Consider the following 26,246-nt stretch of genomic DNA (forward strand, 5'->3'; position numbering starts at 1 on the left):
TGTCCTTCGCGGCATCTCGACTTCGCTCGATGCGAACGGGGTTTGGGGATCGGAGGTTTTGGCATGACCGACTTCCTTCTCGAACTGCGCTCGGAAGAGATCCCCGCGCGGATGCAGGCCGGCGCGCGCGCCGAGCTCGACAAGTTATTCCGGGCGCAGATGGCGGCCGCGGGCATCGATGTCGGCGATCTCACCATCTGGTCGACCCCGCGTCGCCTCGCGCTGATCGCCAAGGGTTTGCCCGACGCGACCGCCGCGGTCAGCGAAGAGCTCAAAGGCCCGCGCAGCAGCGCGCCGCCGCAGGCGCTCGAAGGTTTCCTGCGCAAGACCGGCCTTACGCAGGACCAGCTCGAAGACCGCGACGGCGTGTATTTCGCTGTCATCGACAAGCCCGGCCGCGCGACTGCCGAGGTGCTGGCCGAAGCGATCCCCGCAATCGTCCGCGCCTTTGCCTGGCCCAAGTCGATGCGCTGGGGGAAGGACAGCGCGAGCAGCGAAAGCCTGCGCTGGGTGCGGCCGCTGTCGGGTATCGTCGCGATCTTTGGCGAGGAATTGATTCCGTGCGAGGTCGGCGGGGTTGCGTCGGGCTATGCGACGCGTGGCCATCGCTTCCACTGCCCGGGCGAGATCACCATTGGCTCGGCATCTGACTATGCCGAAAAGCTGCGCGCCTGCCACGTCATTGTCGACCATGAGGAGCGGCAGGCGATCATCCGCGACGGCGCTGCCATGGCCGCCGCCGACGCCGGGCTGACGCTCGTCCCGGACGAGGGGCTGGTGATCGAGAATGCCGGTCTGACCGAATGGCCGGTGCCGCTGCTCGGGCGCTTCGACGAAGCGTTTCTGGAAGTGCCGCCCGAGGTCATCCAGTTGACGGCGCGCGTGAACCAGAAATATTTCGTCGTGAACGATGCCGCGGGCAAGCTAGCGAACGGCTTTGTTTGCACCGCGAACATCGATGCGGTCGATGGCGGGGCGGAGATTGTTGCGGGCAATCGCAAGGTGCTCGCGGCGCGCCTGTCGGATGCGCGCTTCTTTTGGGAGCAAGATCGCAAGACGCGGTTGGAAGACCATGCGAAGAAGCTGGACCGGATCACGTTCCATGAGAAGCTGGGGACGGTCGCCGACAAGGTCGAGCGCGTTGCGAAGCTGGCGCGGTGGTTGGTCGAGGCGGGGATCGTAACAGACCGTTCCCCGGCGAACGCCGGGGCCCAGAGCGGCACAGAGCAAACGGCAGCGTCAGGCAGCCCTGGGCCCCGGCTTTCGCCGGGGAACACGGAAGAACTCGCCGACCAGGCCGAACTCGCCGCGCGCCTGTGCAAAGCCGACCTTGTCACCGAAATGGTCGGCGAATTCCCCGAACTGCAAGGCCTGATGGGCGGCTACTACGCCCGCGCCGAAGGTTTGGGCGATGCGGTCGCCGATGCGATCCGCGACCATTACAAGCCGGTCGGGCAGGGCGATGACGTGCCGACCGCGCCGGTGACGGTGGCTGTGGCGTTGGCGGATAAGCTGGATACGCTCGTTGCGTTCTATTTGATCAATGAGCGTCCCACGGGTTCAAAGGATCCCTTTGCGCTTCGCCGGGCCGGCATTGCTATTTCAGCTATAATTCTAACCAATCGGCTGCGGTTTTCACTTTCCCAAGGCGTGCTGAAAAGCATGTTTGGAGTTCTCGACCATATTTATTTCTCGGAGAACAGTGAAAAAATTGACAGAGTGGTCGGCGTTTTTCCTTATCTAGCCAATCCCAGCGACGCGCAGGCATTGCTGAAAGCTGCCTTCCCGAAAATGGGCACGCCATTAGAGCCGGATGCGCCCGTCACCGTAATTGAGCGTGATCGAGAGAATGCGGCTACGTTGATCGAAATTGTCGCATTTTTGTTTGACCGCCTCAAGGTCCAGCAACGGGAGGCCGGCGTCCGTCACGATCTGATCGACGCGGTGTTTGCGCTTGGCGGAGAGGATGATTTGGTTCGGCTGCTGGCGCGAGTGAAGGCGTTGCAGGCGTTTATGGCGAGCGATGACGGGGCGAATTTGCTGGCGGGGTATAAGCGCGCGGCGAATATTTTAAAGCAGGCGGCTCAAGGTTCTCCGGCGAACGCCGGAGCCCAGGGCGGCGCTGAACTCACGACAGCGGATGTACGCTCTGGGCGCCGGCTTTCGCCGGAGAGCATGACGGCGCATGACGCCGCCCTTCTCGCCGCGCTCGACGCCGCCGAACCCGCCGCTTCCGCCGCGGTCGCCGACGAACGCTTCACCGATGCCATGGCCGCGCTGGCGTCGCTCCGCGCGCCGATCGACGCCTTTTTCGACGACGTGATGGTCAACGACCCCGACGAAGCGGTCCGCGCCTATCGTCTTGGTTTGCTCGCGCGCTTTACCGGCGCGGTGCATGGCGTTGCCGATTTCTCAAAGATCGAGGGTTGATCCCCACGCCCCTTTGAACGGACGAAGCAAAACTGAATCGACTAAGTGCGATTGCATACCTACCCAGCCGCAACCTCCTCCCCGGGGCAGCAGGAGCTACACATGACGAAGATGGTGCATTTGTTCGGCGGCGCGGCCACGACGGCTGAGCGTTCGAAGGAATTGCTGGGCGGCAAGGGGTCGAACCTGGCCGAAATGGCATCGATCGGCCTGCCGGTGCCCCCGGGCCTGATCATCACCACCGACGTCTGCACCGCTTATTATGCCAATGGCGAACAATTTCCCGCGGGCCTGATCGAACAGGTGACCGCGGGCATCGCGCATATCGAGGGGATCACCGGGAAGACATTCGGCGACCCAGCCGACCCGCTGCTCGTGTCGGTTCGCTCGGGCGCGCGGGTGTCGATGCCGGGGATGATGGACACCGTGCTCAACCTGGGGCTCAACGACAAGACCGTCGTCGGCCTGTCGGAAGCATCGGGCGATCCGCGTTTCGCATGGGACAGCTATCGCCGCTTCGTCCAGATGTACGCCGACGTCGTCATGGGGCTCGACCATGCCGAGTTCGAGGAAGCGCTGGAAATCGCCAAGGAAGATCGCGGCTTTTACCTCGACACCGAAATGTCGGCCGAGGACTGGCAGACGCTGGTCAACGAATATCAGGCGATCGTCGAACGCGAGACCGGCGCGCCGTTCCCGCAGGAACCGAACGACCAGCTGTGGGGCGCAGTTGGCGCGGTTTTCGCCAGCTGGGAAAGCGACCGCGCGAAAGTCTATCGCCGCCTGAATTCGATCCCCGCCGAATGGGGCACCGCGGTCAATGTGCAGGCGATGGTGTTCGGCAATATGGGCGACACGTCGGCCACCGGCGTCGCCTTCACGCGCGACCCCGCGACGGGCGAGCGCGCCTGGTACGGCGAATGGCTGATCAATGCGCAGGGCGAGGATGTCGTTGCGGGCATCCGTACCCCGCAATATCTGACCAAGGCCGCGCGCGAGCGGGCGGGGGCAAAACCGCTGTCGATGGAAGAGGCGATGCCGGAAACCTTCGGCGAGCTGGGCCGAGTGTTCGACACGCTCGAAACCCATTATCGCGACATGCAGGACATCGAGTTCACTGTCGAACGCGGCACGCTGTGGATGCTGCAAACCCGGTCGGGCAAGCGCACCGCGAAGGCGGCGCTGAAGATCGCGGTCGATATGGCGGCCGAGGGACTGATCACCGAGGAGGAAGCCGTGGGCCGCGTTGATCCCGGCGCACTCGACCAGCTGCTCCACCCGACGCTCGACCCCGACGCGCCGCGCGATGTGCTGACCAAGGGGCTGCCCGCCAGCCCCGGCGCCGCGTCGGGCAGGATCATGTTTACCGCCGATGCTGCCGAAAAGGCCGCGGAGATGGGCGAGGCGGTGATTCTGGTCCGCGTCGAAACGTCGCCCGAAGACATCCACGGCATGCATGCGGCGAAGGGCATCCTCACCGCGCGCGGCGGGATGACCAGCCACGCGGCGGTCGTCGCGCGCGGCATGGGCCGCCCGTGCGTCTCGGGCGCCGGCGGGCTGTCGATCGACGGCAACGCCCGCGTGCTGCGCGTCGCAGGTCGCGAACTGCGCGAGGGCGACATCATCACCCTCGACGGATCGACCGGCGAAGTGATGGCGGGCGAGGTCAAGACGCTGCTGCCCGAACTGGTCGGCGATTTCGGCACATTGATGGTGTGGGCCGACAAGGTGCGCCGCATGAAAGTGCGCGCCAACGCCGAAACGCCCCAGGACGCCCAAGTCGCGCGCGACTTTGGCGCCGAGGGCATCGGGCTGTGCCGCACCGAACATATGTTCTTCGACGCCGCGCGGATCACCGCGGTGCGCGAAATGATTCTGGCCGAGAATGAGGCGGGCCGCCGCGTCGCGCTGGCCAAACTGCTGCCCGAACAGCGGGCGGATTTCGCCGGGATTTTCGAGGTGATGGCGGGCCTTCCGGTCACCATCCGTCTGCTCGACCCGCCGCTCCACGAATTTTTGCCGACGCGCGAAGAGGATTTTGCCGATGTCGCCGCGGCGGCGGGTGTGGGCATTGAGGCGCTCAAGGCGCGCGCCAACGAGCTGCACGAATTCAACCCGATGCTGGGCCATCGCGGCTGCCGCCTCGGCGTCACCTATCCCGAAATCTACGAGATGCAGGCACGCGCGATTTTCGAGGCGGCTTGCGACGTGGCCGCTGGCACCGGCGCCGCACCGATCCCCGAGGTGATGATCCCGCTCGTCGCCACGCGCCGCGAGTTTGACCTGATGAAGGCGGTCGTCGATGCGCAAGCGAAGGCAGTGTTCGCCGAAAAGGGCCGCGAGATCGCCTATCTGGTCGGCACGATGATCGAACTGCCGCGCGCCGCGCTGATGGCGGGCGAGATTGCCGAGACCGCCGAGTTTTTCAGCTTTGGCACCAACGACCTCACCCAGACGACGATCGGCATCAGCCGCGATGACGCAGGCCGCTTCCTGACCCAATATGTCGACAAGGGTATCTTCCTGACCGACCCCTTCGTCAGCCTGGATGTCGAGGGCGTTGGCCAGTTGATCGAACTGGCGGCGGAGCGCGGTCGCAAGACGCGTCCCGACGTCAAGCTCGGCATCTGCGGCGAGCACGGCGGCGACGCGCCGAGCATCCATTTCTGCGAACAAACCGGCCTCGACTATGTCAGCGCCTCGCCTTACCGTGTGCCGATTGCACGGCTGGCGGCAGCACAGGCGGCGTTGAAAGCGAAATAGTCGTCGCCCCCGCGAAGGTGACGACGGGGGGAGCACGTCATGAAGAGCTGGCACCGCTATGCGATCGCCCTTGTCGGCGGCGTGACCGCGGGCCTCGGCGCCGCCTGGGCGCTCACCAACGGTGGGCTCAGCAATGGCGCGATTGCCAACGGGCCATGGACCACCTCGCTGGGTTTCGGCACCAAAGCGACAGATCCCGTCACCCGCGCGCTGGTCGCCCGCGCTGGCCTGCTCGCCCTGCCCGCGAAAGAAACCATCTATTGGTCGGCGACGACCGATGCTGCGGGCGCGCCGCTCGACGGCAATTGCCGCTACCGCCTGTCGGGCAAGCCGCTTGATGCGCGCTGGTGGAGCGTCACCATCTACGATGCCAAAGGCTATCTGGTCGCCAATCCGGCGAACATCTGGTCGGTCAATGGCGCCAATGTTGCGCTGGATGCCAAAGGCGAATGGCGCGTCACGATCGCGCCGGACAAGCCTGCCGATGACGCATGGCTGCCCGGGACCAAGGGCCAGCCGTTCCACCTGACGCTCCGCATGTACAACCCGGGGCAGGCGTTCCGCGCCGATCCGGCGAAGGCGGTGCTGCCGCAAATCGTCAGGGAGGGCTGCTGAGATGCGCAACTGGCTCGGCCCGCTCGTCTTTGGATTCATCCTTGCTGCGGCGACCGCGTGGGCGGCGATCGGCGCGATCCCTTATGGCCTGATGAACGTCGCGATGGAGCGGCTGGGGCAGGGTGGGATCAACACCATGTCGCATGGCAATCTGGCGACCCCCGCGCGTCAGCCCGTCGTGCGGCCCAGCCCTGACCTCGCCTATTCCACCTGTCCCTATGACCTGTCGGCAGGGCCGCTCGCGATCGAGGTGGCGCCAGTTCCGGGCCGTTACAGCTCGCTCAGCATTTTCGACGCCGCGACCGATGTGATCTTTGTCCGCAACGATGTCGAGGCGGCGGGCAAGCCGTTCCGAATCATTCTGGCGCGCGAAGGGCAGGCGGTCCCTGCGGGCGCCGAGGTTGTCCGCACGAGCCATGACCGCGGCATCGCGCTGATCCGCCTGCTTTTGAAAGACCCCAAGGAAATCGGCGGGCTGAACGCGGTGCGCCGCCAATCGTCCTGCGCCACGGTCACAAAGCTGAAATAGGGGGTTGCGCGCCCACGCGACGCCCCTTAAAGGCGCCTCTCCACGCACCCGTAGCTCAGCTGGATAGAGCATCAGACTACGAATCTGAGGGTCGGGCGTTCGAATCGCTCCGGGTGCACCATTTTCCCTATCGTCGGATATCTTGCCGTTTAGGGCGCCTTTCGGCAGAGATTCCGCTGGCGCTGTTCGACGAAAATCGGCAGCAATGCGGCATGACCGCGCGCCCCGTTCTTGGCATCATCGCCTGCAACCGCACCGTCGGCGTCGAGACCGCGCAAGCGGTGATGAACCGCTATGCGATGGCGGCGATGCAATATGCCGACTGCGCGGCGCTGATCATTCCCTCGCTGCCCGATTATATGCGCGCACAGGAAGTCGTCGGACGCCTCGACGGGGTGCTGCTGACCGGAACGCCGTCGAATGTCGAACCGGCGCGTTATGGCGATGCGGCGGCGGGCGAGGGGCCGTTCGATCCGGATCGCGACCGCATGATGATCGAACTGATCGAGGCGGTGATCGCGGCGCAGCGGCCGCTGTTCGGCATCTGCCGCGGGTTTCAGGAGATCAATGTCGCGCTGGGCGGGACGTTGCGCCGCGATACGTCGGCGAGCACGCAGTTGCTGCGCCATCATGCGCCGGATGAGGTCGATTTCGATGCGATGTTCGACCATCGCCACCCGGTAGAGCTGGTCGCGGGCGGGCTGCTGGCGGCGGCCTATGATGCGCCGACGCTGGAGGTGAATTCGGTGCATTACCAGGGGATCGGCGCGCTGGCTGACGGGCTGACGGTCGAGGCGCGCGCGCCCGACGGGCTGGTCGAGGCGTATAGCGCGAGGCCGAACGGTGCGCCGCTGCTCGCCGTCCAGTGGCATCCCGAATGGGCGACCGACGATAGCGCCGAAAGCCAGACCTATTTCCACCTGCTGGGCCGTGCGTTAAGAGGCGAATTATGAACCGCCGTGTCACCCGCTATGATCGCTATCTTGCGCGGATCAGCTTCTCGCCCTGATCGAAAACCCAAGTGCTCTTCTTCGTTCGTGTCGAGCGAAGTCGAGACACCCATCATCGGTGCGCAAGTTCGAGGGGTATCTCGACTTCGCTCGATGCAAACGGTTTTCAGCAAGTCAGGAGTTTTCCTATGCCCCGCAATCACGACATCGCCGAACTGCGCCGCCTCGACGTCGCGCACCACCTTCCCGCCCAAGCAGACTGGGCCGAAATCGAAAAGCTCGGTGGCAGCCGCATCATCACCCATGCCGAGGGTTGCTATATCCACGACGGCGACGGCAACCGCATCCTGGACGGCATGGCGGGTCTGTGGTGCGTCAATGTCGGCTATGGCCGCGAGGAGCTGGTCGAGGCGGCGGCGGCGCAGATGCGCGAGCTGCCGTTCTACAACACCTTCTTCAAGACTGCGACGCCGCCGACGGTGATGCTGGCGGCCAAGATCGCCGAGCTGACCGGTCGGCGTCTGCCGCATGTTTTCTTCAACGCCTCGGGCAGCGAAGCCAATGACACGGTGTTCCGCATGGTGCGCCATTATTGGAAGCTGAAGGGCGAACCCAAGCGCACCGTCTTTATCAGCCGCTGGAACGCCTATCACGGCTCGACCGTCGCCGGCGTCTCGCTGGGCGGGATGAAGGCGATGCACGCGCAGGGCGACCTGCCGATCGCTGGCGTCGAGCATGTCCGCCAACCGTATGCCTATAACGAAGGGCAGGGGATGAGCGAGGAGGAGTTCTGCGACGCGTGCGTGCAGGCGATCGAAGACAAGATCCTGGAAGTCGGCCCCGAAAATTGTGCCGCCTTCATCGGTGAGCCCGTGCAAGGCGCGGGCGGGGTGATCATCCCGCCGAAGGGCTATTGGCCGAAGGTCGAGGCGGTGGCGCGCAAATATGGCCTGCTCATCGTCGCCGACGAGGTCATCTGCGGCTTCGGGCGCACCGGCAAGATGTGGGGGCACGAGGTGATGGGCTTCACCCCCGATTTGATGCCGATGGCGAAGGGGCTGTCGTCGGGATATTTGCCGATTTCGGCGACCGCGGTGGCAGCGCATGTCGTCGATGTGCTCAAAACCGGCGGCGATTTCGTGCATGGCTTCACCTATTCGGGGCACCCCGTCGCGGCGGCAGTGGCGCTGAAGAATATCGAGATTATCGAGCGCGAGGGGCTGGTCGAAAGGACCGGGAGCGTCACCGGGCCGCATCTGGCGAAGGCGCTCGCGACGCTCGACGATCACCCGCTCGTCGGCGAAGCGCGCTCGATCGGCTTGCTCGGCGCGGTCGAGATCGTTGCCGACAAGACGACGCGCGCGCGCTTTGGCGGGGCCGAGGGCACGGCCGGGCCAATGGTGCGCGATGCGTGCATCGCGAACGGCCTGATGGTGCGCGGCATTCGCGACAGCATTGTTATGTGTCCGCCGCTGATCATTTCGACCGAGCAGATCGACGATATGGTTGCCATCATCCGCAAATCACTCGATGAGGTTATGCCCAAATTGCGGGCGCTCTGACGCTTTCCTTAGTTCCATTCGTGCTGAGCTTGTCGAAGCACCGTTTTTCTTTGTGACGTCAAAAGGAAGAACGGCCCTTCGACAAGCTCAGGGCGAACGGATAAGGACGTTTGATCAACATTTTGAACGGAAGACTATCAACCCATGCCCTCCGGCCTTTTTGCCCTGCTCGACGACGTCGCGACGATCGCCAAGGTGGCGGCGGCCAGCATCGACGATATCGGTGCCGCCGCGTCGAAAGCGGGGGTCAAGGCCGCGGGGGTTGTGGTCGACGATGCGGCGGTGACGCCGCGTTATGTCACCGGATTTCAGCCCAACCGCGAACTGCCGATCATCTGGCGCATTGCCAAGGGGTCGATATTCAACAAGCTGGTGCTGATCCTGCCCGCACTGCTACTCCTATCGGCGGTCGCGCAGTGGGCGATTACCCCGCTGTTGATGATCGGCGGGGCATATCTGTGCTTCGAGGGTACCGAGAAGGTTTGGCATTCGCTGCACAAGGACAAGACGCCGCTCGCCGAGGCAGCGGAAATCGTCGCCGACAAGGACCATGAAGAAACGATGGTGAAGGGCGCGATTCGCACCGACTTCATCCTGTCGGGCGAAATCATGGTGATCGCGCTCAACGAAGTGATCGACGAAGCCTTTGCCATGCGCGCCGCGACGCTGATCGTGGTGGCGATCGCGATCACAATTGCGGTTTACGGCGCGGTCGGGCTGATCGTGAAGATGGACGACATTGGCCTGCACATGGCGAAAGCGGGCAATAGCGTCCGTCGCGCGATCGGGCGCGGGCTGGTGGCCTTCATGCCCAAGTTGCTCGGCGCGCTGGCGCTGGTCGGGACCGCGGCGATGCTGTGGGTCGGTGGTCAGATCATCCTGCATGCGCTCGACGAATATCATATCGGCAATCTGGGGCATGGCCTGCACGATTTTGCCCATGCGGTGGCGGGGAATTTGCCTGCCGCGGGCTTGTGGGAATGGTTGATCAATGCCGGCGGTGCCGGGGTGTTCGGGCTGGTGCTGGGCGGGTTGATTGTAGCGGCGCTGCATCTAGTGCAGGGGAAGAAGGCGGCGCACTAATCGACCTTGTCATTGCGAGGAGCGAAGCGACGCGGCAATCTAGAGCGGTGCAAGGCCGCCCCTGGATTGCCGCGTCGCTTCGCTCCTGCAATGACGAATAGAGGGATATTACCCCAGCAACACCACCGGACTGTCCGCCCGCCAGTGCATGCTGACCTTGTCGTCCCAGGTGAAATCCTCCTGGTCGTGGCGCGACAAATTGGGACGTGAGACGCGGATGCGCGCCCCCCCATCCAGTTCGATCTCAAACAAGGTAATGTCGCCGAGGTAGCTCATGCCTTTGATCTTGCCGCGCGCGAAATTATAGCCGTCGGGCGCGTCCTGCGCTGCCGCCTTGACCGCTTTGCCTTCGCCGGGGACGTGGAGGTAAATTTTCTCGGGGCGCAGCGCGATCCAGACATCGGCGCCGTGCGGGCCGGTGACGCCGTGATTGAGGTAGATCTTGCCGACCCCCGGACAGTCGACCGCGGCTTTGTCGGGCTCATCGAGGGTCAGCTTGCCCTCGAAGATATTCACCGAGCCGACGAAATCAGCGACAAAGCGATTAGAGGGATATTCATAGAGGTCGGACGGCGTCGCGAGCTGCGCGACCTCGCCCTTGTTGATCACCCCGATGCGGCACGCCATCGACAGCGCTTCGTCCTGATCGTGGGTGACGGTGACGAAGGTAATGCCGACCTTTTCCTGCAATTCAGACAGTTCGAACTGCATCTGCGCGCGGAGTTTCGCATCGAGCGCCGACAGCGGTTCGTCGAGCAGCAGCACTTTCGGCCGCATCACCAGACTGCGCGCGAGCGCGACGCGCTGGCGCTGGCCGCCGGACATCTGGTCGGGCATGCGCTCGCCAAAGCCGCCGAGCTTGACCAGGTCGAGCGCCTCGGCGACGCGATCCTTGATCTCGCCGCCCTTCACCCCGGCGATCTTGAGGCCATAAGCGACATTGTCGGCGACGCTCATGTGCGGGAACACCGCATAGCTCTGGAACACCATGTTAACCGGGCGCTTGTTCGGCGGAATGCCCGCCATATCCTGCCCGTCGATCAGGATGCGCCCCTCGGTGGGCAGTTCGAAGCCCGCGATCATCCGGAGCAACGTCGTCTTGCCGCAGCCCGACGGGCCGAGCAGCACGAAAAATTCGCCCGCGTTGATGTCGAGGCTGACATTGTCGACCGCAGTCACCTTGCCAAAGCGTTTCGAGACATTCTGGATCTGGATGATCGGCTTGGCGGGTTCGGTCATGGTCAAAGGTTCAACCTATCAACACCGTTCGCATCGAGCGAAGTCGAGAAGCCCATCGGCAGTGCGCGCCTTCGGGGTGTCTCGACTTCGCTCGACACGAACGGTAAAAGAGGGTGGCCCATCAATGCGTCTCCGCAATGGCTTTCACGCCCTGGGCCTTGAGCGCGATGAAGGTCAGGATGACGGTCAGGATGATGAGCAGGGTCGACGCCGCATTGACCTCGGGCGTCACCGAGAAGCGGACCATCGAATAGACCTTCACCGGGAAGGTGATCGTGTCGGGGCCACTGGTGAAATAGGTGATCACGAAATCGTCGAGGCTGAGGGTGAAGGACAGCAAAGCGCCTGCGACCAGCGCAGGCTTGATATGCGGGATCAGCACGTCGCGGAACACCTGGCCTTCGCTGGCGCCCAGATCCTTCGCGGCTTCCTCCTGCTCGCGGTTGAAGCTTGCGAGCCGTGAGCGGACGACCATAGTGACGAAGGGGAAGCAGAAGGTGATGTGCGCGATAGTGATCGCACCGAGGTTGAACGGCCACACAAGATCGGTCGGCCACCCCACCGCGGCAAAGAACATCAGGAATGCGACGCCGAGGCAGATTTCGGGGACGATGATGGGCAGCGAGATCGTCCCGTCGATCGCACCCTTCCACGGAAAGCGAAAGCGCCATAGCATGACGGCAGCGAGCGTGCCGAGGACGAGGCTGGCCAGCGTTGCGAGCGCCGCGATGGTCAGTGAATTGATCAGCGCCTCGACCAGCTGGTCGTTGCCCAGCGCCTTCTCGTAATATTTGGTGGTGAAGCCGCGCCACACGACGTTGCGCTTGCTGTCGTTGAAGCTAAAGATCATCAGCACGACCAGCGGTGCATAGAGGAAGACCATCACCGCCCCGACCCACAGGCGCATCCAGAGGGTGCGGCTATATTCGAGCGGAGCGACGGGAGTACGGGCGAACAGGGCCATCAGCGGACCTCCGGCACTTTTTTGCGCATCGACTGGATCGCGATCAGCGCAAACATCGCATAGATAAGCAGGAAAGAGAGGGCCGCTCCGAACGGCCAGTCATTCGCTTTCTTGAACTGGCGTTCGATCACATTGGCGATCATCTGGCTGTCGGTGCCGCCCATCAGATCGGGGGTGAGATAGGCGCCGAGCGCCGGAATCAGCGTGATCATCACCCCGGCGATGATACCGGGCGCCGCCAGCGGAACGACGATGCGCATGATCGTGCGGAAATGCCCGGCGCCAAGGTCGAGGCTCGCCTCGATCAGGCTGCGGTCGAGCCGGTCGAGCGCGGCGTAGAGCGGCAGCACCATGAACGGAAGATGGACGTACACCAGCCCGAAGACGACCGCGAAATTGTTGAAGAGGAGTTGGACCGGCTCCCATGTTGGTAGCGGTTGCAGCCCGACGAGCGTCTTGATCCAACTTGTGCCTTCCCACAGCGCGCCCATCCCCTTGTTGGCGAAACCCTGTGTGCCGAGCAGCATCATAAGTGCGTAGGTTCGGATGAGGAGGTTGGTCCAAAAGGGCAGCATGATGCCGAGCAGCAGCCACGGCCGCCATTTCTCGCTGGCAAAGGTGATTGCCATCGCGACGGGAAAGCCGATGATCAGGCAGATCAGGGTGACGAGCGCCGCGACGGCGAGACTTTTGCCGAAAATGGTCAGATAGAGCCACTCGGTCGCGCGCTTGTAATTGTCGAGCGTGCCCGAAAATTCGATGTCGGTCAGGCCGCGGTTTTCACCGAAGCTGTAAAGCCAGACGATGGCCATCGGCACCAGAAAGAAGACGACCACCCAGAACAGGGTCGGCAGCGATACTGCTGCGAACGTCCTTTTGCTCGTCTTCCAATCCTGTTCGGCCACCCCCCAAGCCTTTCGTTTTTAAGCCGCGCGCACTCGCGTAAAGGCTTCCTCGAACAGCGGCTGCAAGGTCGGATTGAACTTCGCATATTCGCATTTCGCCAGCACGTCGGCGGGCGGATAGATGACCGGGTTGTTCTTGTAACTGTCGGGCATCAGCGCCTTGGCCGCGGCGTTGGGGGTCGGATAGAGGATCGTTTCGGTGATCTTCTTGCCGACTTCGCCGTCGAGCAGATAGTTGATAAAGGCGTGCGCGTTCTTGGGATGCGGGGCGCCCTTCGGAATGCACAGATTGTCCGAATTGAGCTGGCTGCCTTCCTTCGGAACGACGAAATCGATGTCGTCATCCTCGGTCATCGCCTGCGCGATGTCGCCATTATATTCGAGCACCAGGTCGATATCGCCCTTGAGCAACAGATCCTGCCCGTCATCGACATGGAAATTCTTCACATTGGGCTTTTGCTTGATCATCATCGCTTCGATTGTCGCGATGTCGGCGGGGGTCAGCGCGTTGACCGACTTGCCCAGATATTTGCCATAGAGGCGGAACATGTCGCCAGCCTCGGACAGCCAAGCGATGCGACCCGCATATTCGGGGCTGTCGAACAGCACCTTCCAGCTGTCGGGCTTCGTCTTCACCTTCGACTTGCGATAGCCGATGCCGAGCGCGAGCCAAGTGTAGGGCATCGAGAATTTGCGGCCCATGTCATAATCGACGTCGATAAAGGTCGGATCGACATTCTTCATGTTCGGGATCTGGGCATGGTCGAGCGTTTGGAGCATCCCCGCCTGCGCCATGCGTTCGACAAAGTCGTTCGAGGGGACGATCACGTCGTAACCGGGGTTGCCGGCCTTGAACTTGGCGAACAGCACGTCGTTGCTGTCGAACAGGTCCATCTTCACTTCGACGCCGCTGGCTTCCTTGAAATCGTCGAGCGTCGTTTCGCCGATATAGGTGTCCCAGTTGTAGAAGTTGAGCTTGCCTTCTTCGCCATTGGCGAGTTTTTTGCCTTCGCCCTTGCTGCATGCGGCAAGACCGCCAAAGCTGATCCCGATCGCCGCGACCCCCATCGCCTGCAAGAGCGAGCGACGCCCGCGGGTTTGCTTGATCAGTTCGTTCAGATCCATGTGCGGCCTCCCTGTTTGTGACGTCAAGCTGACTCAATAAAGCCCGCTTGGAAAGAGGTTATTTTGCACCGCAAAAGGATTCTTTGAAAGATTCATGCGTTGCGGAGGTACCAGTCGTAATCAAGCGTCGGGACAACGCCGAAATAGCGGTCTTGTTCGACGCGTTTGACGATGCTGAACATGTCGACAAAGCGTGACCCGAGATAGTCGCGCATCAGCTTGGATCCGTGGAAACGATCAACGGCGGCGAACCAGTTCGACGGCGGCTTGTCGTCGCCTGAATTGTCGCGGTCATAGCCGTTGCCGACCACGGCGGCGCCGGGGTCGGTTTTGTTGGTCATGCCGTGATGCATGCCCGCAAGCACTGCGGCCACGGCAAGATAGGGGTTGGCGTCGGCGCCGCAGGCGCGATGCTCGACATGGCGGCTGGAAGGCGGGCCAGCGGGGATACGGAACGACACGGTGCGATTGTTGACGCCCCAAGTCGGCGCGACGGGGGCGTAGCTGTTTGCCTTGAAGCGGCGATAGCTGTTGGCGTGCGGGGCAAAGAGCGCAAAGGCATCACCGACGGTCGCGATCATGCCGCCGATCGCGTGGCGGAGCGCGGGGGTGCCTTCCGGCTCGTCGCTAGCGAAGATGTTGGTACCCGAACCGTCGTTGACCGAGACATGGATGTGCATGCCGCTGCCCGCCTGCTCGGCAAAGGGCTTGGCCATGAAGGTGGCTTCTAGTCCGTGCTGCTGCGCCACCGCCTTGACGAGCCGCTTGTACATGATCGCATCGTCGCAGGCGCGCAGCGCGTCGGGTTTATGGCGCAGCGTCAGCTCGAATTGCCCCGGCGCAAATTCGGAAATTGCGCTTTCGAGCGGAATGTCCTGTGCGTCGGTCGCGGCATAAAGCGCGTCGAAAAAGGGCCGGAAATCGTCTAGTTCGCGCAGGCCGTAAACCTCGACATTGCGCGGCGTGTCGCGGCTGTACCCCGGACGTGCCGGGCGTACCGTGCCATCGCGGGCACGGCGCGGATCGACGAGGTAGAATTCCAGCTCGACCGCGAGCACCGGGGTCAGCCCGTCGGCGATAAAGCGGTCGATGACGCCGCCGAGCACATGGCGCGGATCGAGGTCGTGGGGGGTGCCGTCGAGCTCGTAGAAATCGACCAGGAATTGCGCGGCATGGTCGCCGCCCCACGGGGTGCGGACGAGGGTGCCGGGGATCGGCTTCATCGATCGGTCGGCGTCGCCATCTTCCCACACCAACCCTGTTTCGACCGTGTCCTGGCCGGTGATGTCGACGACCGTGATCGATCCGGGGAACATGCGCCCGCTTTCATACACCGCCATCACCTCATGCTGGCGCAGCCGCTTACCGCGCGGCACGCCGCCCATGTCGGTGTAGATCATCTCGATCGAATCGACGTCGGGATTGGCGTTGAAAAAGGCCTCGGCCTCCGAACGCGGCGCCACAACGCCCGATGATTTCGACATCGCCCCTCTACTCCTTCAATGCTTTGGTGCAGTCGGCGAAGCCGTCCACCAACCGGTCGATCTGGTCGTCGCCGGTAACCGGGCTCACCAACATCATATTGTGGAACGGCGCCAGCAAAATCCCGCGGTTGGCGAGGAACAGATGGATCGCCGCCTCCAGTTCGGGCTGCATCGCCGCCTTCGCTTCGCCGCCATTGCACGGCGGGGTGGGGCAGGTGAGAAATTCCACGCGCGCGCCGACTTGGGTGACGTGCCAGTCAAGGCCAGCGTTCCTGATTTCCTGTTCGAGCCCGGCGACCAGACGCGCCGCGCCGCGCAGCATATGATCATAGGAGGCGGGGATGATGACGTCGCTTAGCATCGTGTCCATGGCAGCGATTGCGAGCGCGTTGGCGGAGAGCGTGGTGCCGATGCCGCTGTGACCCGCTGGGCGCGACTGGTTGAGCGCCGCCATCCGTGCCGCGACGTCGGCGGTGAAGCCATAGACCGCGCACGGAACGCCGCCGCCGATGGATTTTCCGACCACCATCAGGTCGGGCTTCGGGCCATGGGTGACGCCATGGCCGCCATAGCCCGACGAGATGGTGTGCGTTTCGTCGAATACCAGCAGGGTGCCGGTCTCGTCGCATAGTCGGCGGAGCGTCCCGAGAAATCCCGGCGCGTCGCGGACCATGCCGACATTGGTCATCACCGGTTCCGCAAGGACACAGGCGATGTCGCCGCGGTGCAGCGCATCGGCGAGGGCAGCTTCGTCGTTGAACTCGATCATAGTCGTCGTGTCGCGCAGGTCATGGACTTGGCCGATCAGGCTGGCGCGCATGACCGGCTGGCCGTCTTTCAGATCGACGAAGGCGTCGCCGACCGCGCCATGATAGGCGCCGTTGAATATCAGCACTTTGCGCCGTCCGCTGATACCGCGACACCAGCGGATGACCGCGCGATTGGCTTCGCTGGCGGTGGTCGTGACCTGCCACTGCGGTAGGCCGAACATCGCGGCGAGCTTGGCCGACAGCGCCGCGCCGCGTTCGGTGGGGAGCATATAACTCAGCCCCTCGCGCGCCTGCTGCGCCAGCGCGCTGGCGAGAGCGGGCGGTGAATGGCCGAACAGGCTGGCGGTGTCGCCAAGGCAGAAATCGTCGTAGGTCTGACCGTCGATGCTGGTCAGGGTTGCGTCCTTCGCCGACGCCGCGACGATCGGCACCGGGCTGGGCCAGTCGCGCATCCAGTGGAACGGCACCGACTGGAACCAGCCGGTCGCCGCGGCCTGATGCGCGAAGGCCCGCGGGTTCGCACTGCGGAAGCGCCCGGCCTCGCGTTCGGCAACGCGCGCGATAGCGGCCCCGGCAATCATCCGAGCTTGTCCTTCATCGCATAGTAGAGCAGCCCCAGCGTCGCGAGCGGCTGGCGCAGCCATTTGCCGCCGGGGAAGGGCTTTGAGGGCAGGTTCGCCAGCACATCGAACCGCTCCGCGGTCCCCGCCATCGCCTCGGCAATCAGTTCGCCCGCCAGCGTCGTCACCAGCGCGCCATGCCCCGAAAAGCCATGTGCAAAGAAGACATTCCCGCGTCGCCCGATATGCGGCAGCCGGTTCATCGTCACCGCCACCGCGCCGCCCCAGCCATAATCGATCCTCGCATCGGCGATCTGCGGGAAAACTTGCGCCATAAAGGGCCGCACGAACGCCGCGATGTCGCGCGGCGGCGTCTGCGAATACCGCTCGCCACCGCCAAAGATCAGGCGCTTGTCAGCAGAGAGGCGGAAATAGTTGAGCACGAACCGGCTGTCGGCGACCGCGGCATCGCTGGGGAGCAACGCGTCGGCGTTTGCGAGCGGGGCGGTTGCGATATTGTAGTTCATGATCGGCACGGTGTAGCGGCCAAGGTCGGGTTCGACCTGGCCGATCCAGCTATCGGTCGCGTCGATGACATAGCGGGCATCGATTTCGGACCAATCCGTTATCACGCGAGGGCCGTCGGTCGCCTGCTCGATCTGATAGGCGCGATGACTTTCCCGGATATCGACGCCGGCCTTTTCGGCAGCAAGGGCAAGGCCAACCGCATAGTTTAGCGGATGGAAATGTCCGCCCTGCGGATCGTGGATGCCGCCGTGGTAAAGCGGCGTCGCGATGTGTGCGGCCATATCGGCCTTTTCTACGATCTCGCTTTTATAGCCGAACCGCGTTGCCAAATAGTCGGCTTCACGGCGAATCGTGTCAAAATCCCGGCAGGTCCATGCGGCCTCTAGATGACCCGCTTTCAGGTCGCATTTGATCCCGTGCTTCGCGATGCGCGCCATCACGCGGTTGTCGCGCCAGCAAAGGTCGAACAGTGCATCGGCGCGCTCGCGGCCAAATTCTTCTTCCAGTTCCGATGCCGCCCAACGGAGGCCCGGAATGAGCTGCCCGCCATTGCGTCCCGAGGCGCCGAATCCGACGTAGCCCGCTTCTACAAGGACAACCGAAAAGCCACGCTCAGCGCACGCAAGAGCGGCGCTGAGGCCCGTAAATCCGCCGCCGATCACCGCGACGTCGCAGCGCGCGTCGCCCCGGATGTCGTTGCGCGGTCGCCATTCGTGCGCGGTCGCGGCGTAATAGCTGTTGTTGAGTGGGTCGCTCATTCGAGAGCCAATCGCTAATCCCGTTCGCGTTGAGCGAAGTCGAGACACCTCGCGCGCCTGCGCGGCGTCTCGACTTCGCTCGACGCGAACGGGGAAGGTGGCTCTGACGACACGCTAAACCCGCATCAACAGATGTTCGCGTTCCCAGCTCGATACCACCGACTGGTAATTGAACAGCTCATAATCCTTCACGGCAAAGAAGATTTCGAAGAAATCGTCGCCGAGCAGATTGCGGACCTTCTTGCACGAGCTGAACCGGTCGAGCGCTGCCTCCAATGTGCGGGGCAGGGTACGGGCGCGGTTGTATGCGCTGCCGGTGATCGATTTCGCCGGGACCATGCGATCGACAACGCCGATGTAACCGCAGATCAACGACGCGGCGATCGCCAGATAGGGGTTGCTGTCGGCGCCGGGCAGGCGGTTTTCGACGCGGCGGTTGGCCTTTTCCGAGATCGGGACACGGAACCCGCACGAGCGATTGTCCTCGCCCCACTGGACGTTGATCGGCGCCGCGCTGTCGGGCCGCATGCGGCGGAAGCTGTTGACGTTGGGCGCCCATAGCGGTGCGATCTGCGGCATATAGCGGACGAGACCGGCGATGTAGCTGCGGAACATCGCGCTGTCGCGGCCGTTGGCGGTCGAAAACAGGTTCTTGCCGGTCGTCGCGTCGACCACCGACTGGTGGATGTGCATCGCGCTGCCCGGCTGGCCCGCCATCGGATTGGCCATGAAGGTCGCATAGACGTCGTGCTGCTTGGCGACGTTGCGCACGACGCGCTTGAACAGGAACACCTCGTCGGCCAGCCGCAGCGGGTCGCCATGCTCGAAATTGACCTCCAGCTGCGCGGCGCCCATTTCATGGATCATCGTGTCGATATCGAGCCCCATCAGCTCGCAATCGTCATAGATATGATCGATGATATCCTCATATTCGTTCATCGCTTCCAGCCCATAGGGCTGGCTGGCGGACTCGCTGCGCCCCGACTGGCCGGTCGGCGGGGTCAGCGGAAAGTCGGGATCGACATTCTGCGACACGAGGTAAAATTCGACCTCGGGCGCGATGACCGGGCGCCAGCCTTTTTCGGCGTAGAGCGCGAGCACTTTTTTCAGAATCGTGCGCGGCGCGATATCGACTTCGCTGCCGTCGCGGTTGAGGACGTCAGCGATCACGAAGGCCGTCGGCGATTTGAACCCCGGCGCGACGCAAATGGTGTCGGGATCGGCGATCAGGATCTTGTCGGGATCCTTGTCCCAGATATCGTCGATATCCTCGGGGTAATGGCCGTCGATCGTGCAGATGAACACGCTGCCCGGGATGCGCAGCGACTTGTCCTTCACCGACGCCAGAAACTTTTTGGCGGGGAGCACCTTGCCGCGTTGAACCCCGTTGATATCGGGGACGATGCATTCGACTTCGTCGATCTTATGGTCGCTGATCCACTGTTCCAGATTGACTGACATGAGCCCCCGATTGGGCCAAGGAGCTGGCCCGGTTGTACGGACGCAGCCTATCGCGAAGTGGAGCAGAGCGCCAGAGGGGCCGTTATCGGCCATTTTCGCCGTTGCCAGTGGCGAGCGCCGCGGTCACTATGCGCGCGTTCGACTGGTCGGGAGAGTGGCAGTGAAGGGCGAAAATGATCCGCTGGCGGCGTTCTGGATGCCGTTTACTGCCAACCGGTCTTACAAGGCGAACCCGCGTCAGCTCGTATCGGCAAGCGGGATGTATTATCACAGCAGCGACGGGCGGACGATCCTCGACGGGACGTCGGGGCTGTGGTGCAGCAATGCCGGTCATTGTCGCCCGGAGATTACTGATGCGATAGCAAAGACAGCGGCAAAGCTCGATTTTGCGCCGACGTTTCAGCTCGGCCACCCGCTGCCATTCGAACTCGCGCAGCGCCTCGCGGCGCTAATGCCCGATGGGCTCGACCGGACATTCTTTACCAACAGCGGCTCCGAATCGGTTGATACGGCGCTAAAGATCGCGCTCGCGATCCAGCGTGCGAAGGGGCAGGGGACGCGGACGCGGCTGATCGGGCGCGAGCGCGGTTATCATGGCACCGGCTTTGGCGGGATCAGTGTCGGCGGGCTGGTCAACAACCGCCGTGCCTTTGGTGGCGGCCTGCCCGGTGTCGACCATATGCGTCACACACACGACATCGCGCGCAACGCGTTCACGCGCGGTTTTCCGCAGCATGGCGCCGAACTCGCCGACGATCTTCAGCGGCTAGTCGACCTCCACGGCGCCGAGACCATCGCGGCGGTGATCGTCGAGCCGATGGCAGGATCGACCGGGGTGCTGGTACCGCCGGTCGGCTATCTGCAACGCCTGCGCGAGATTTGCGACAGGCACGGGATCATCCTGATCTTCGACGAGGTAATCACCGCCTTTGGCCGGATCGGCGGCGCGACCGCGGCGGGGCAGTGGGGGGTGACGCCCGACATGATCACCATGGCGAAGGGCCTGACCAACGCCGCGGTGCCGATGGGCGCTGTTGCGGTAAAGCGCGAGCTGCATGATGCGGTGCTGGACAGCGTCGACGCGGGCATCGAGCTGTTTCATGGCTACACCTATTCGGGCCACCCGCTAGCGAGCGCGGCCGGACTCGCGACGCTCGATCTTTATGCGCGCGATGGCCTGTTCGACCGCGCAAGCGAACTCGGCGGCTATTGGGAAGACGCGGCGCACAGTCTGAGGGGCAAGCGGCACATTATTGATATCCGCACCATCGGCCTGGTTGCGGGCATTGAACTCGAACCGCGACCGGGCGCGCCGACGGCGCGCGCGATGGAGCTGTTCCACGCCTGTTTCGACAAGGGCGTGCTGGTGCGCGCGACGGGCGATATTATCGCCCTGTCGCCGCCCCTGATCGTCGAGAAAGCGCAGATCGACGAAATGTTCGGGAAGATCGCCGATCTGCTCGACGCGGTCGATTAACGCTCGAAGCTGTCCATCTGCATTGCGGCCGCTTCGGCGTTTGCCTCGGCCTTGGCAGCAGTTGCGGCGACCTGACGGGCGCGCGTCGCTTCGGTCTGAACCAGACGTTCGGCCATCGTGCGCCACGCCTGTTCGGCGCGCAGATTGCGGTCGCGAACCTGCGATAAGGTGCTGGCCGCCGCATCGACCGCGCATTTATCCGCCTGAGTCTGATAGAAGTCACTGGTGTTCGACATGGCGGATATCCTTTGGTCTATGGTGGGTAAATCGGTCGGTCTGCTTGAGATCAGTCGATCATCTGGGCGATCAAGCGGCGCAATTCGCTTTGCGACAGGGTGGGTGATCGCCGATTGGTTTTCCGCGCCGGCGCGTTGATCGCGGCATAGGGGCGGAGGAGGGAAGGGAAGCTGTTCGAAATTAAGTTCATATTATCCTGTATTCATCGATTGTTATGTTGTCGGGGGTCAGCGTCGGTTGCCCTTGCGCGGACCGCTACCGGCCGGACCGGCGCCGCGATCACGATAGATGATGCGGCCTTTGGTCAGGTCATAAGGCGTCATTTCGACGCGAACGGCATCGCCGACGACCGACCGGATACGGAAACGTCGCATCCGGCCTGCCGTATAAGCGATGATCCGATGGTCATTTTCCAGCGTGACGCCAAAGCGTCCGTCGGGAAGGATCTCATCGATCTGGCCGTCGAGGGTCAGTAGTTCCTCTTTGGCCAAAGTTTAGGCCGACTGGATATTGACAGCGGACACTTTGCCGCGCTGGTCGGTTTCCAAATCATAAGAAACGCGCTGATCCTTGTTCAGCGTCGACATGCCGGCGCGTTCGAGGGCGGTGATGTGGACAAAGCTGTCGCCCGAGCCATCCTCATTGGCGATAAAGCCATAGCCTTTGTCGGTGTTGAAAAATTTTACGGTGCCGGTGGGCATAGGTCGTTCCTTTCACGGAAGCGGAGTTACCGCCGATTGATATCGGCGGCGCCAGGAAGCGTGAGGAAGGAAGGTCCTGCCGATACGGCAACAAAATCCGTCGAAAGCGACGATAGCCCGCTTGAGATAGGCGCCAAGATACGAAAAGTCAAGGATAACCCCGGATGCAGGCATGGGGAGAGGCCCGTTCAGCGGTCCAGCAGCAGCGGAAACGTGACCGAAACCTGGGTCCCCTTGCCGACTTCGCTGTCGATGTCGAGCTGCCCCTGATGCCGCTCTCCGATATGTTTGACGATCGCGAGGCCGAGGCCGGTCCCGCCGACTGAACGGCTGCGCGCTTCATCGACGCGATAGAATCGTTCGGTCAGCCGCGGTAGATGATCGGGCGCGATGCCGTCGCCTTGATCGCGAACCAACAGGCGCACCCGATTGCCTTCGCGCGAGAGTTCCACCGTCACCGGCGTTCCGGCGTGACCATATTTCATCGCGTTCGAAATGATGTTGTGCGCGAGCTGGCTGAGTTGGGCCTCGTCGCCGAGCATCGGCTGTGTGCTGTCGCCGAGTTTTGCCACCAGATCCTTTGCGCGCGCGGGCTCGCTGTCGCTTAGCTGGCCAATGGCGGTGCGAACGATCGCAGCCAGGTCGACCCTGGCCGTCGGGCGCCGAAAGCGGTCGGCCTCGACCCGCGAGATCGACAGGAGGTCAATCACCAGTTGTTGCATCCGCCGCGCTTCGCGTTCGATGATAGAAAGGAACCGGTCGCGGGTTGGTGCGTCGGTTTCGCCGTTCATTTCCTGCAAAGTTTCGACATAGCCGAGGATCGCGGCCAGTGGTGTGCGCAGTTCGTGGCTGGCGTTGGCGACGAAATCGGACCGCATCCGGTCGGCGGCGTCGATCGCCGAACGGTCGGACAGGAAGATGATATTCTCGCTGCCCGACAAGGTGGCGATCCGTATCGTCCAGCGCTGGCCCGGCCTCGGAAAATCCACCAGATTGACTGGTTCCAGCGGCGTATCGCCTTGAATGCGCGCCAACCAGTCGGTCGCTGCCGGGTGCCGGATCGCCGTCCGCACGTCGGCGCCGACAATATGCCGCCCGAGCAGCCGAACCGCGGCGTCATTGGCGATCGTCACGATATTGTCGGCTGTGCCAAGCAAAGGCTCTTTTTCTTGATCAACCCAATGCGCGAAATCGGGGTGACGAAGCAACGATGTGGGCGCGGTCTCGGCGGGCGGTTGCGCGGCGCCCGGGTGGTCGGGTGGCACAGACGGTAGGGCGCTATAAATCGTGCCTGCGCCAACAAAACCGGCGACGGCCATGATCGCAATCGCCAACAGGTCACCGCCGGTCAAGGCGGCAAAGATCGCCGCGATGACGATCATGGTCAGCGCAATGACGAGGCTGGACAGGCGGTCGAACATCCTCCGTCGCCTCGCACGAAGCGAGGGGCGGGCGCAATGCTGTTTGCGGGTGTTAACGCTTGGGCGGCCGATGTCCCAAACCGGGAAGGATGGCATTGGCGGCGGTGTTTTGCTTTTCCTTGCGTCCTCATTGGGTTATGCGCCAGCCATGGATAAAAGCGAAATTCCGACCGACAGTGCCACGGAAACCGGTGATGCCATTCCTTCGCGGCGCCGGATGCTGGCGCTGGGCGCCGTTGGCGTGTCGGCCGCGCTGACGATCCGTCCCGCCTTTGCGCAGACTGCGGTGTCGGTGATGAATTGCCAGATCCCCGTTCCCGGTCCCGGCGGCGCTGGTCAGTTCATTGATGGCCAGGGCAAGCTGGTTCCTCCGGGCACCAAGGGGGCGTTTCCGGGCGCCTTGCGGCCTTTCACCGGCGAAGAAGTTAAGCGCGCGTTCCGCGGGCAGACGCTGCCCGGCACCACCTATAATCAGTCGCAGGCGTATCTCCAGTACATCCGGCGCTTGCAGGCGGGGCAGAGCGGCTTTACCTGTTTCGCCTCGATCACGACGTCGCGCTGATTTTCGCTCCTTAATGGCGATGTCGGTTCAGCCGCGTCGCCAGCCAAAGGAGTTTTCGTGAAACTAGCTTCGCTCAAACAGGGCCGCGACGGTCGTCTCGTCGTCGTGTCGGACGATCTGGCCTGGTATGCCGAAGCCGGTCACATCGTTCCGACTTTGCAGGCGGCGCTCGACAATTGGGCCTATGCCGCGCCGCGTCTCGCTGCGCTGGCCGAAGACCTGAATCACGATGCAATCCCCAAGGAGCGGTTTCACGAGCGCGAGGCGGCATCGCCCCTGCCGCGGGCCTATCAATGGGCCGATGGCAGCGCCTATGTGAACCATGTCGCGCTGGTGCGGCAGGCGCGCGGAGCCGAAATGCCCGACAGTTTCTGGCACGATCCGCTGATGTATCAGGGCGGCAGCGATGCCTTCCTGGGTCCGCGCGACCCAATCCCGCTCGGCGACCCGGCGTGGGGCTGCGACATGGAGGCGGAAGTGGTCGTCGTGACCGGCGACGTTCCCGCGGGAATCGATGCGGTGGCAGCGCGCGACAAGATTCTGCTTGTTGGTTTGACCAACGATGTGTCGCTCCGCGGCCTGATCCCGGGTGAACTCGCGAAAGGGTTCGGCTTTTTCCAGTCGAAACCGTCAAGCGCGATGTCGCCGGTTTTCGTCACCCCCGAAGCGCTGGGCGATCGGTGGCAGGATGGTAAGCTGCACGGGACATTGTGCGTTGACCTCAACGGCGAGCCGCTGGGGCGCGCGGATGCGGGGGTCGATATGACGTTCGATTTTGGCGCGCTGATCGCCCATGCGGCCAAAACGCGCGATCTCGGCGCGGGGACGATTATTGGGTCGGGGACGGTATCGAACCGCGATTCCGATGGCGGCCCCGGCAAGCCGATCGCCGATGGCGGGCTTGGCTATTGCTGTCTGGCGGAAGTGCGGACGGTCGAGACAATCCTGCAGGGCGAGCCCAAGACACCCTTCATGCAAAAGGGCGATACGGTTCGCATCTGGATGGACGACGAGCGCCACCACAGCATTTTTGGCGCAATCGAACAGCAGGTGATTTAAAACAAAAAGGGGCGGGTTTACGCCCGCCCCTTTTGTGGTTTCGCTGGGACGATCGGATCAGCCGAAGCTGCCCCCCGACATCGCGTCGCTGAGCGAACAGGCCGCCGGGCCCAGAATGACGATGAACAGCACCGGCAGAATGAACAGGATCAGCGGGACGGTCATGATCGCGGGCAGGCGCGCAGCCTTTTCCTCGGCACGCATCATGCGTTCGTTGCGGAATTCGGCCGACAGCACGCGCAGCGCGCTGGCCAGCGGCGTCCCATATTTTTCGGTCTGGATCATGGTCGTCACGACGCCTTTCACCGACTCCAGATTGACGCGATAGGCCAGGTTTTCGAACGCCTGACGCCGTTCGGTTAAAAAGCCGAGCTCGATCGACGTGAGCGCGAATTCTTCCCCCAGTTCGGGATAGGCGCGGCCCAGTTCCTTCGACACGCGCGAGAAGGCCGCATCGACGGTCAAGCCAGCTTCGGCGCAGATGACCAGCAGATCGAGCGCATCGGGCAGCCCTTTGCGGATCGCGTCGGTGCGCTTGGTGCGCTTGTTCTGCACGAACAGATCGGGCGCCTTGTAGCCAAGCACCAGGGCGGCCATCGTCGCGCCCGACCGCTTGAACGGCGTCAGGTCGGGCCACATTTCGATGCCATAGATCAGGAAGGCGGCAAGGCCCCCGAACACAATCGGCAGGACCAGGCGGCCAAAGATCACCGCGACGGCCAGATCCTTTGAACGGATGCCGGCCTGCGCCAGCATTTGCTGGACTTCTTTAATCTGTCCTTCCTGCAACACCTGAAGTTTGCCGAGGAAGGTGCGCATCTTGTCGGCGTGCTGGTTCTTTCGCACCAGCTTGGCGCGGCGTTTCGCCGTCGATGCGGTGATGCCGGCCTTGAGCTGCTCGCGGCGTTCATTGAGCGCCTTGACCCGCTTGGTCATCGGATTGCGCACGGTCAGCGCACCATAAATGGCCAACAAGACGGCGAATACGCCGACCGCCGCAAGCATGGTGCCGGCCCAGACGACGTCGATGCCCATCAAGGTCGGGCCGGTCTGAGCGCCGGAG

24 protein-coding genes and 1 tRNA gene are annotated in these 26,246 nt (G+C 63.2%); 11 read left to right on the top strand and 14 right to left on the bottom strand.

Annotated elements, in window-relative coordinates; genetic code table 11:
• The first annotated feature begins 63 nt into the window (after nt 1–63).
• From glyS to VGN68_RS17775, 8 genes are all read left to right on the top strand, one after another.
• Nucleotides 64–2,430: a glycine--tRNA ligase subunit beta gene (gene glyS / locus VGN68_RS17740; RefSeq protein ID WP_327478605.1), complete on the top strand. Its 2,367-nt coding sequence runs from the start codon at nt 64–66 to the stop codon at nt 2,428–2,430.
• 102 nt (nt 2,431–2,532) lie between these two features.
• On the top strand, nt 2,533–5,193 hold the full coding sequence (gene ppdK / locus VGN68_RS17745) for a pyruvate, phosphate dikinase (protein WP_327478607.1): 2,661 nt from the start codon (nt 2,533–2,535) through the stop codon (nt 5,191–5,193).
• Between the two features lie 39 nt (nt 5,194–5,232).
• Entirely contained in the window at nt 5,233–5,808 is a 576-nt protein-coding gene (locus VGN68_RS17750) for a DUF1214 domain-containing protein (RefSeq protein WP_327478609.1), read from the top strand.
• Nucleotide 5,809: 1 nt separating this feature from the next.
• Nucleotides 5,810–6,337 carry a DUF1254 domain-containing protein gene (locus tag VGN68_RS17755; RefSeq protein WP_327478611.1) on the top strand — a complete coding sequence of 176 codons (528 nt, stop codon included), beginning with the start codon at nt 5,810–5,812 and terminating at the stop codon, nt 6,335–6,337.
• Between the two features lie 44 nt (nt 6,338–6,381).
• Nucleotides 6,382–6,458 (top strand) — tRNA-Arg (locus VGN68_RS17760).
• Between the two features lie 91 nt (nt 6,459–6,549).
• Nucleotides 6,550–7,290, top strand: coding sequence for a gamma-glutamyl-gamma-aminobutyrate hydrolase family protein (locus tag VGN68_RS17765; RefSeq protein ID WP_327478613.1), 741 nt, complete (start codon nt 6,550–6,552; stop codon nt 7,288–7,290).
• Between the two features lie 185 nt (nt 7,291–7,475).
• A complete protein-coding gene (locus tag VGN68_RS17770) occupies nt 7,476–8,849 on the top strand; it encodes an aspartate aminotransferase family protein (RefSeq protein ID WP_327478615.1) in 1,374 nt (457 codons plus the stop codon).
• 144 nt (nt 8,850–8,993) lie between these two features.
• Nucleotides 8,994–9,932 (top strand): DUF808 domain-containing protein, encoded by a 939-nt coding sequence (locus tag VGN68_RS17775; RefSeq protein WP_327478617.1) that lies wholly within the window; start codon nt 8,994–8,996, stop codon nt 9,930–9,932.
• 108 nt (nt 9,933–10,040) lie between these two features.
• Here VGN68_RS17775 and VGN68_RS17780 read toward each other — a convergent pair whose 3' ends face one another.
• The 8 genes from VGN68_RS17780 to VGN68_RS17815 form a co-directional block, all read right to left on the bottom strand.
• Complete coding sequence (locus VGN68_RS17780) at nt 10,041–11,171, bottom strand: ABC transporter ATP-binding protein (RefSeq protein ID WP_327478619.1); 1,131 nt, start codon at nt 11,169–11,171, stop codon at nt 10,041–10,043.
• Between the two features lie 121 nt (nt 11,172–11,292).
• Nucleotides 11,293–12,135 carry an ABC transporter permease gene (locus tag VGN68_RS17785; RefSeq protein ID WP_327478621.1) on the bottom strand — a complete coding sequence of 281 codons (843 nt, stop codon included), beginning with the start codon at nt 12,133–12,135 and terminating at the stop codon, nt 11,293–11,295.
• Nucleotides 12,135–13,040, bottom strand: a complete 906-nt coding sequence (locus VGN68_RS17790) for an ABC transporter permease (RefSeq protein WP_327478623.1) — start codon at nt 13,038–13,040, stop codon at nt 12,135–12,137. The genes VGN68_RS17785 and VGN68_RS17790 overlap by 1 nt, the downstream gene beginning before the upstream one ends.
• A gap of 18 nt (nt 13,041–13,058) precedes the next feature.
• A complete protein-coding gene (locus VGN68_RS17795) occupies nt 13,059–14,165 on the bottom strand; it encodes a spermidine/putrescine ABC transporter substrate-binding protein (RefSeq protein WP_327478625.1) in 1,107 nt (368 codons plus the stop codon).
• A 92-nt stretch (nt 14,166–14,257) separates the two neighbouring features.
• On the bottom strand, nt 14,258–15,649 hold the full coding sequence (locus VGN68_RS17800; protein WP_327478627.1) for a glutamine synthetase family protein: 1,392 nt from the start codon (nt 15,647–15,649) through the stop codon (nt 14,258–14,260).
• Between the two features lie 7 nt (nt 15,650–15,656).
• Nucleotides 15,657–17,000: an aspartate aminotransferase family protein gene (locus tag VGN68_RS17805; RefSeq protein ID WP_327478629.1), complete on the bottom strand. Its 1,344-nt coding sequence runs from the start codon at nt 16,998–17,000 to the stop codon at nt 15,657–15,659.
• Nucleotides 16,997–18,265, bottom strand: coding sequence for an FAD-binding oxidoreductase (locus VGN68_RS17810; RefSeq protein ID WP_327478631.1), 1,269 nt, complete (start codon nt 18,263–18,265; stop codon nt 16,997–16,999). The genes VGN68_RS17805 and VGN68_RS17810 overlap by 4 nt, the downstream gene beginning before the upstream one ends.
• A gap of 114 nt (nt 18,266–18,379) precedes the next feature.
• A complete protein-coding gene (locus VGN68_RS17815; RefSeq protein ID WP_293704379.1) occupies nt 18,380–19,726 on the bottom strand; it encodes a glutamine synthetase family protein in 1,347 nt (448 codons plus the stop codon).
• A gap of 160 nt (nt 19,727–19,886) precedes the next feature.
• On the opposite strand from VGN68_RS17815, the gene VGN68_RS17820 reads away from it, so the two are divergent.
• A complete protein-coding gene (locus VGN68_RS17820) occupies nt 19,887–21,203 on the top strand; it encodes an aspartate aminotransferase family protein (protein WP_327478635.1) in 1,317 nt (438 codons plus the stop codon).
• Here the strand turns inward: VGN68_RS17820 and VGN68_RS17825 are convergent.
• From VGN68_RS17825 to VGN68_RS17845, 5 genes are all read right to left on the bottom strand, one after another.
• The gene (locus tag VGN68_RS17825) at nt 21,200–21,439 is read right to left on the bottom strand and encodes a hypothetical protein (protein WP_327478637.1); all 240 of its coding nucleotides are present in this window, start codon (nt 21,437–21,439) and stop codon (nt 21,200–21,202) included. The genes VGN68_RS17820 and VGN68_RS17825 overlap by 4 nt on opposite strands.
• Before the next feature lie 50 nt (nt 21,440–21,489).
• Nucleotides 21,490–21,630: a hypothetical protein gene (locus tag VGN68_RS17830; RefSeq protein ID WP_327478639.1), complete on the bottom strand. Its 141-nt coding sequence runs from the start codon at nt 21,628–21,630 to the stop codon at nt 21,490–21,492.
• A 37-nt stretch (nt 21,631–21,667) separates the two neighbouring features.
• The gene (infA, locus tag VGN68_RS17835) at nt 21,668–21,931 is read right to left on the bottom strand and encodes a translation initiation factor IF-1 (protein ID WP_088440753.1); all 264 of its coding nucleotides are present in this window, start codon (nt 21,929–21,931) and stop codon (nt 21,668–21,670) included.
• A gap of 3 nt (nt 21,932–21,934) precedes the next feature.
• Nucleotides 21,935–22,141, bottom strand: coding sequence for a cold-shock protein (locus VGN68_RS17840; RefSeq protein WP_088440752.1), 207 nt, complete (start codon nt 22,139–22,141; stop codon nt 21,935–21,937).
• A gap of 188 nt (nt 22,142–22,329) precedes the next feature.
• Complete coding sequence (locus VGN68_RS17845; RefSeq protein WP_327478643.1) at nt 22,330–23,562, bottom strand: sensor histidine kinase; 1,233 nt, start codon at nt 23,560–23,562, stop codon at nt 22,330–22,332.
• 148 nt (nt 23,563–23,710) lie between these two features.
• Between VGN68_RS17845 and VGN68_RS17850 the strand changes: the two genes are divergently transcribed.
• Both VGN68_RS17850 and VGN68_RS17855 read left to right on the top strand, forming a co-directional pair.
• Nucleotides 23,711–24,124, top strand: coding sequence for a hypothetical protein (locus VGN68_RS17850; protein WP_327478647.1), 414 nt, complete (start codon nt 23,711–23,713; stop codon nt 24,122–24,124).
• Nucleotides 24,125–24,181: 57 nt separating this feature from the next.
• Nucleotides 24,182–25,183, top strand: coding sequence for a fumarylacetoacetate hydrolase family protein (locus VGN68_RS17855; RefSeq protein WP_327478649.1), 1,002 nt, complete (start codon nt 24,182–24,184; stop codon nt 25,181–25,183).
• Nucleotides 25,184–25,240: 57 nt separating this feature from the next.
• Here VGN68_RS17855 and VGN68_RS17860 read toward each other — a convergent pair whose 3' ends face one another.
• On the bottom strand, nt 25,241–26,218 hold the full coding sequence (locus VGN68_RS17860) for a type II secretion system F family protein (RefSeq protein ID WP_327478756.1): 978 nt from the start codon (nt 26,216–26,218) through the stop codon (nt 25,241–25,243).
• Nucleotides 26,219–26,246: the final 28 nt, after the last annotated feature.

This window comes from Sphingopyxis sp., from assembly GCF_035998965.1.
In the GTDB taxonomy this organism is placed as follows: Bacteria; Pseudomonadota; Alphaproteobacteria; order Sphingomonadales; family Sphingomonadaceae; genus Sphingopyxis.

Bases quoted from the DNA above. Each gene is read 5' to 3' on its own strand.
- VGN68_RS17805 (WP_327478629.1), bottom strand. From the start codon at position 17,000: ATGATTGCCGGGGCCGCTATCGCGCGCGTTGCCGAACGCGAGGCCGGG.
- VGN68_RS17780 (WP_327478619.1), bottom strand. From the start codon at position 11,171: ATGACCGAACCCGCCAAGCCGATCATCCAGATCCAGAATGTCTCGAAA.
- VGN68_RS17815 (WP_293704379.1), bottom strand. From the start codon at position 19,726: ATGTCAGTCAATCTGGAACAGTGGATCAGCGACCATAAGATCGACGAA.
- ppdK (WP_327478607.1), top strand. From the start codon at position 2,533: ATGACGAAGATGGTGCATTTGTTCGGCGGCGCGGCCACGACGGCTGAG.
- VGN68_RS17850 (WP_327478647.1), top strand. From the start codon at position 23,711: ATGGATAAAAGCGAAATTCCGACCGACAGTGCCACGGAAACCGGTGAT.
- VGN68_RS17795 (WP_327478625.1), bottom strand. From the start codon at position 14,165: ATGGATCTGAACGAACTGATCAAGCAAACCCGCGGGCGTCGCTCGCTC.
- VGN68_RS17750 (WP_327478609.1), top strand. From the start codon at position 5,233: ATGAAGAGCTGGCACCGCTATGCGATCGCCCTTGTCGGCGGCGTGACC.
- VGN68_RS17860 (WP_327478756.1), bottom strand. From the start codon at position 26,218: ATGGGCATCGACGTCGTCTGGGCCGGCACCATGCTTGCGGCGGTCGGC.
- VGN68_RS17840 (WP_088440752.1), bottom strand. From the start codon at position 22,141: ATGCCCACCGGCACCGTAAAATTTTTCAACACCGACAAAGGCTATGGC.
- VGN68_RS17800 (WP_327478627.1), bottom strand. From the start codon at position 15,649: ATGTCGAAATCATCGGGCGTTGTGGCGCCGCGTTCGGAGGCCGAGGCC.
- VGN68_RS17825 (WP_327478637.1), bottom strand. From the start codon at position 21,439: ATGTCGAACACCAGTGACTTCTATCAGACTCAGGCGGATAAATGCGCG.
- glyS (WP_327478605.1), top strand. From the start codon at position 64: ATGACCGACTTCCTTCTCGAACTGCGCTCGGAAGAGATCCCCGCGCGG.
- VGN68_RS17785 (WP_327478621.1), bottom strand. From the start codon at position 12,135: ATGGCCCTGTTCGCCCGTACTCCCGTCGCTCCGCTCGAATATAGCCGC.
- VGN68_RS17765 (WP_327478613.1), top strand. From the start codon at position 6,550: ATGACCGCGCGCCCCGTTCTTGGCATCATCGCCTGCAACCGCACCGTC.
- VGN68_RS17770 (WP_327478615.1), top strand. From the start codon at position 7,476: ATGCCCCGCAATCACGACATCGCCGAACTGCGCCGCCTCGACGTCGCG.
- VGN68_RS17755 (WP_327478611.1), top strand. From the start codon at position 5,810: ATGCGCAACTGGCTCGGCCCGCTCGTCTTTGGATTCATCCTTGCTGCG.
- VGN68_RS17845 (WP_327478643.1), bottom strand. From the start codon at position 23,562: ATGTTCGACCGCCTGTCCAGCCTCGTCATTGCGCTGACCATGATCGTC.
- VGN68_RS17830 (WP_327478639.1), bottom strand. From the start codon at position 21,630: ATGAACTTAATTTCGAACAGCTTCCCTTCCCTCCTCCGCCCCTATGCC.
- VGN68_RS17775 (WP_327478617.1), top strand. From the start codon at position 8,994: ATGCCCTCCGGCCTTTTTGCCCTGCTCGACGACGTCGCGACGATCGCC.
- VGN68_RS17810 (WP_327478631.1), bottom strand. From the start codon at position 18,265: ATGAGCGACCCACTCAACAACAGCTATTACGCCGCGACCGCGCACGAA.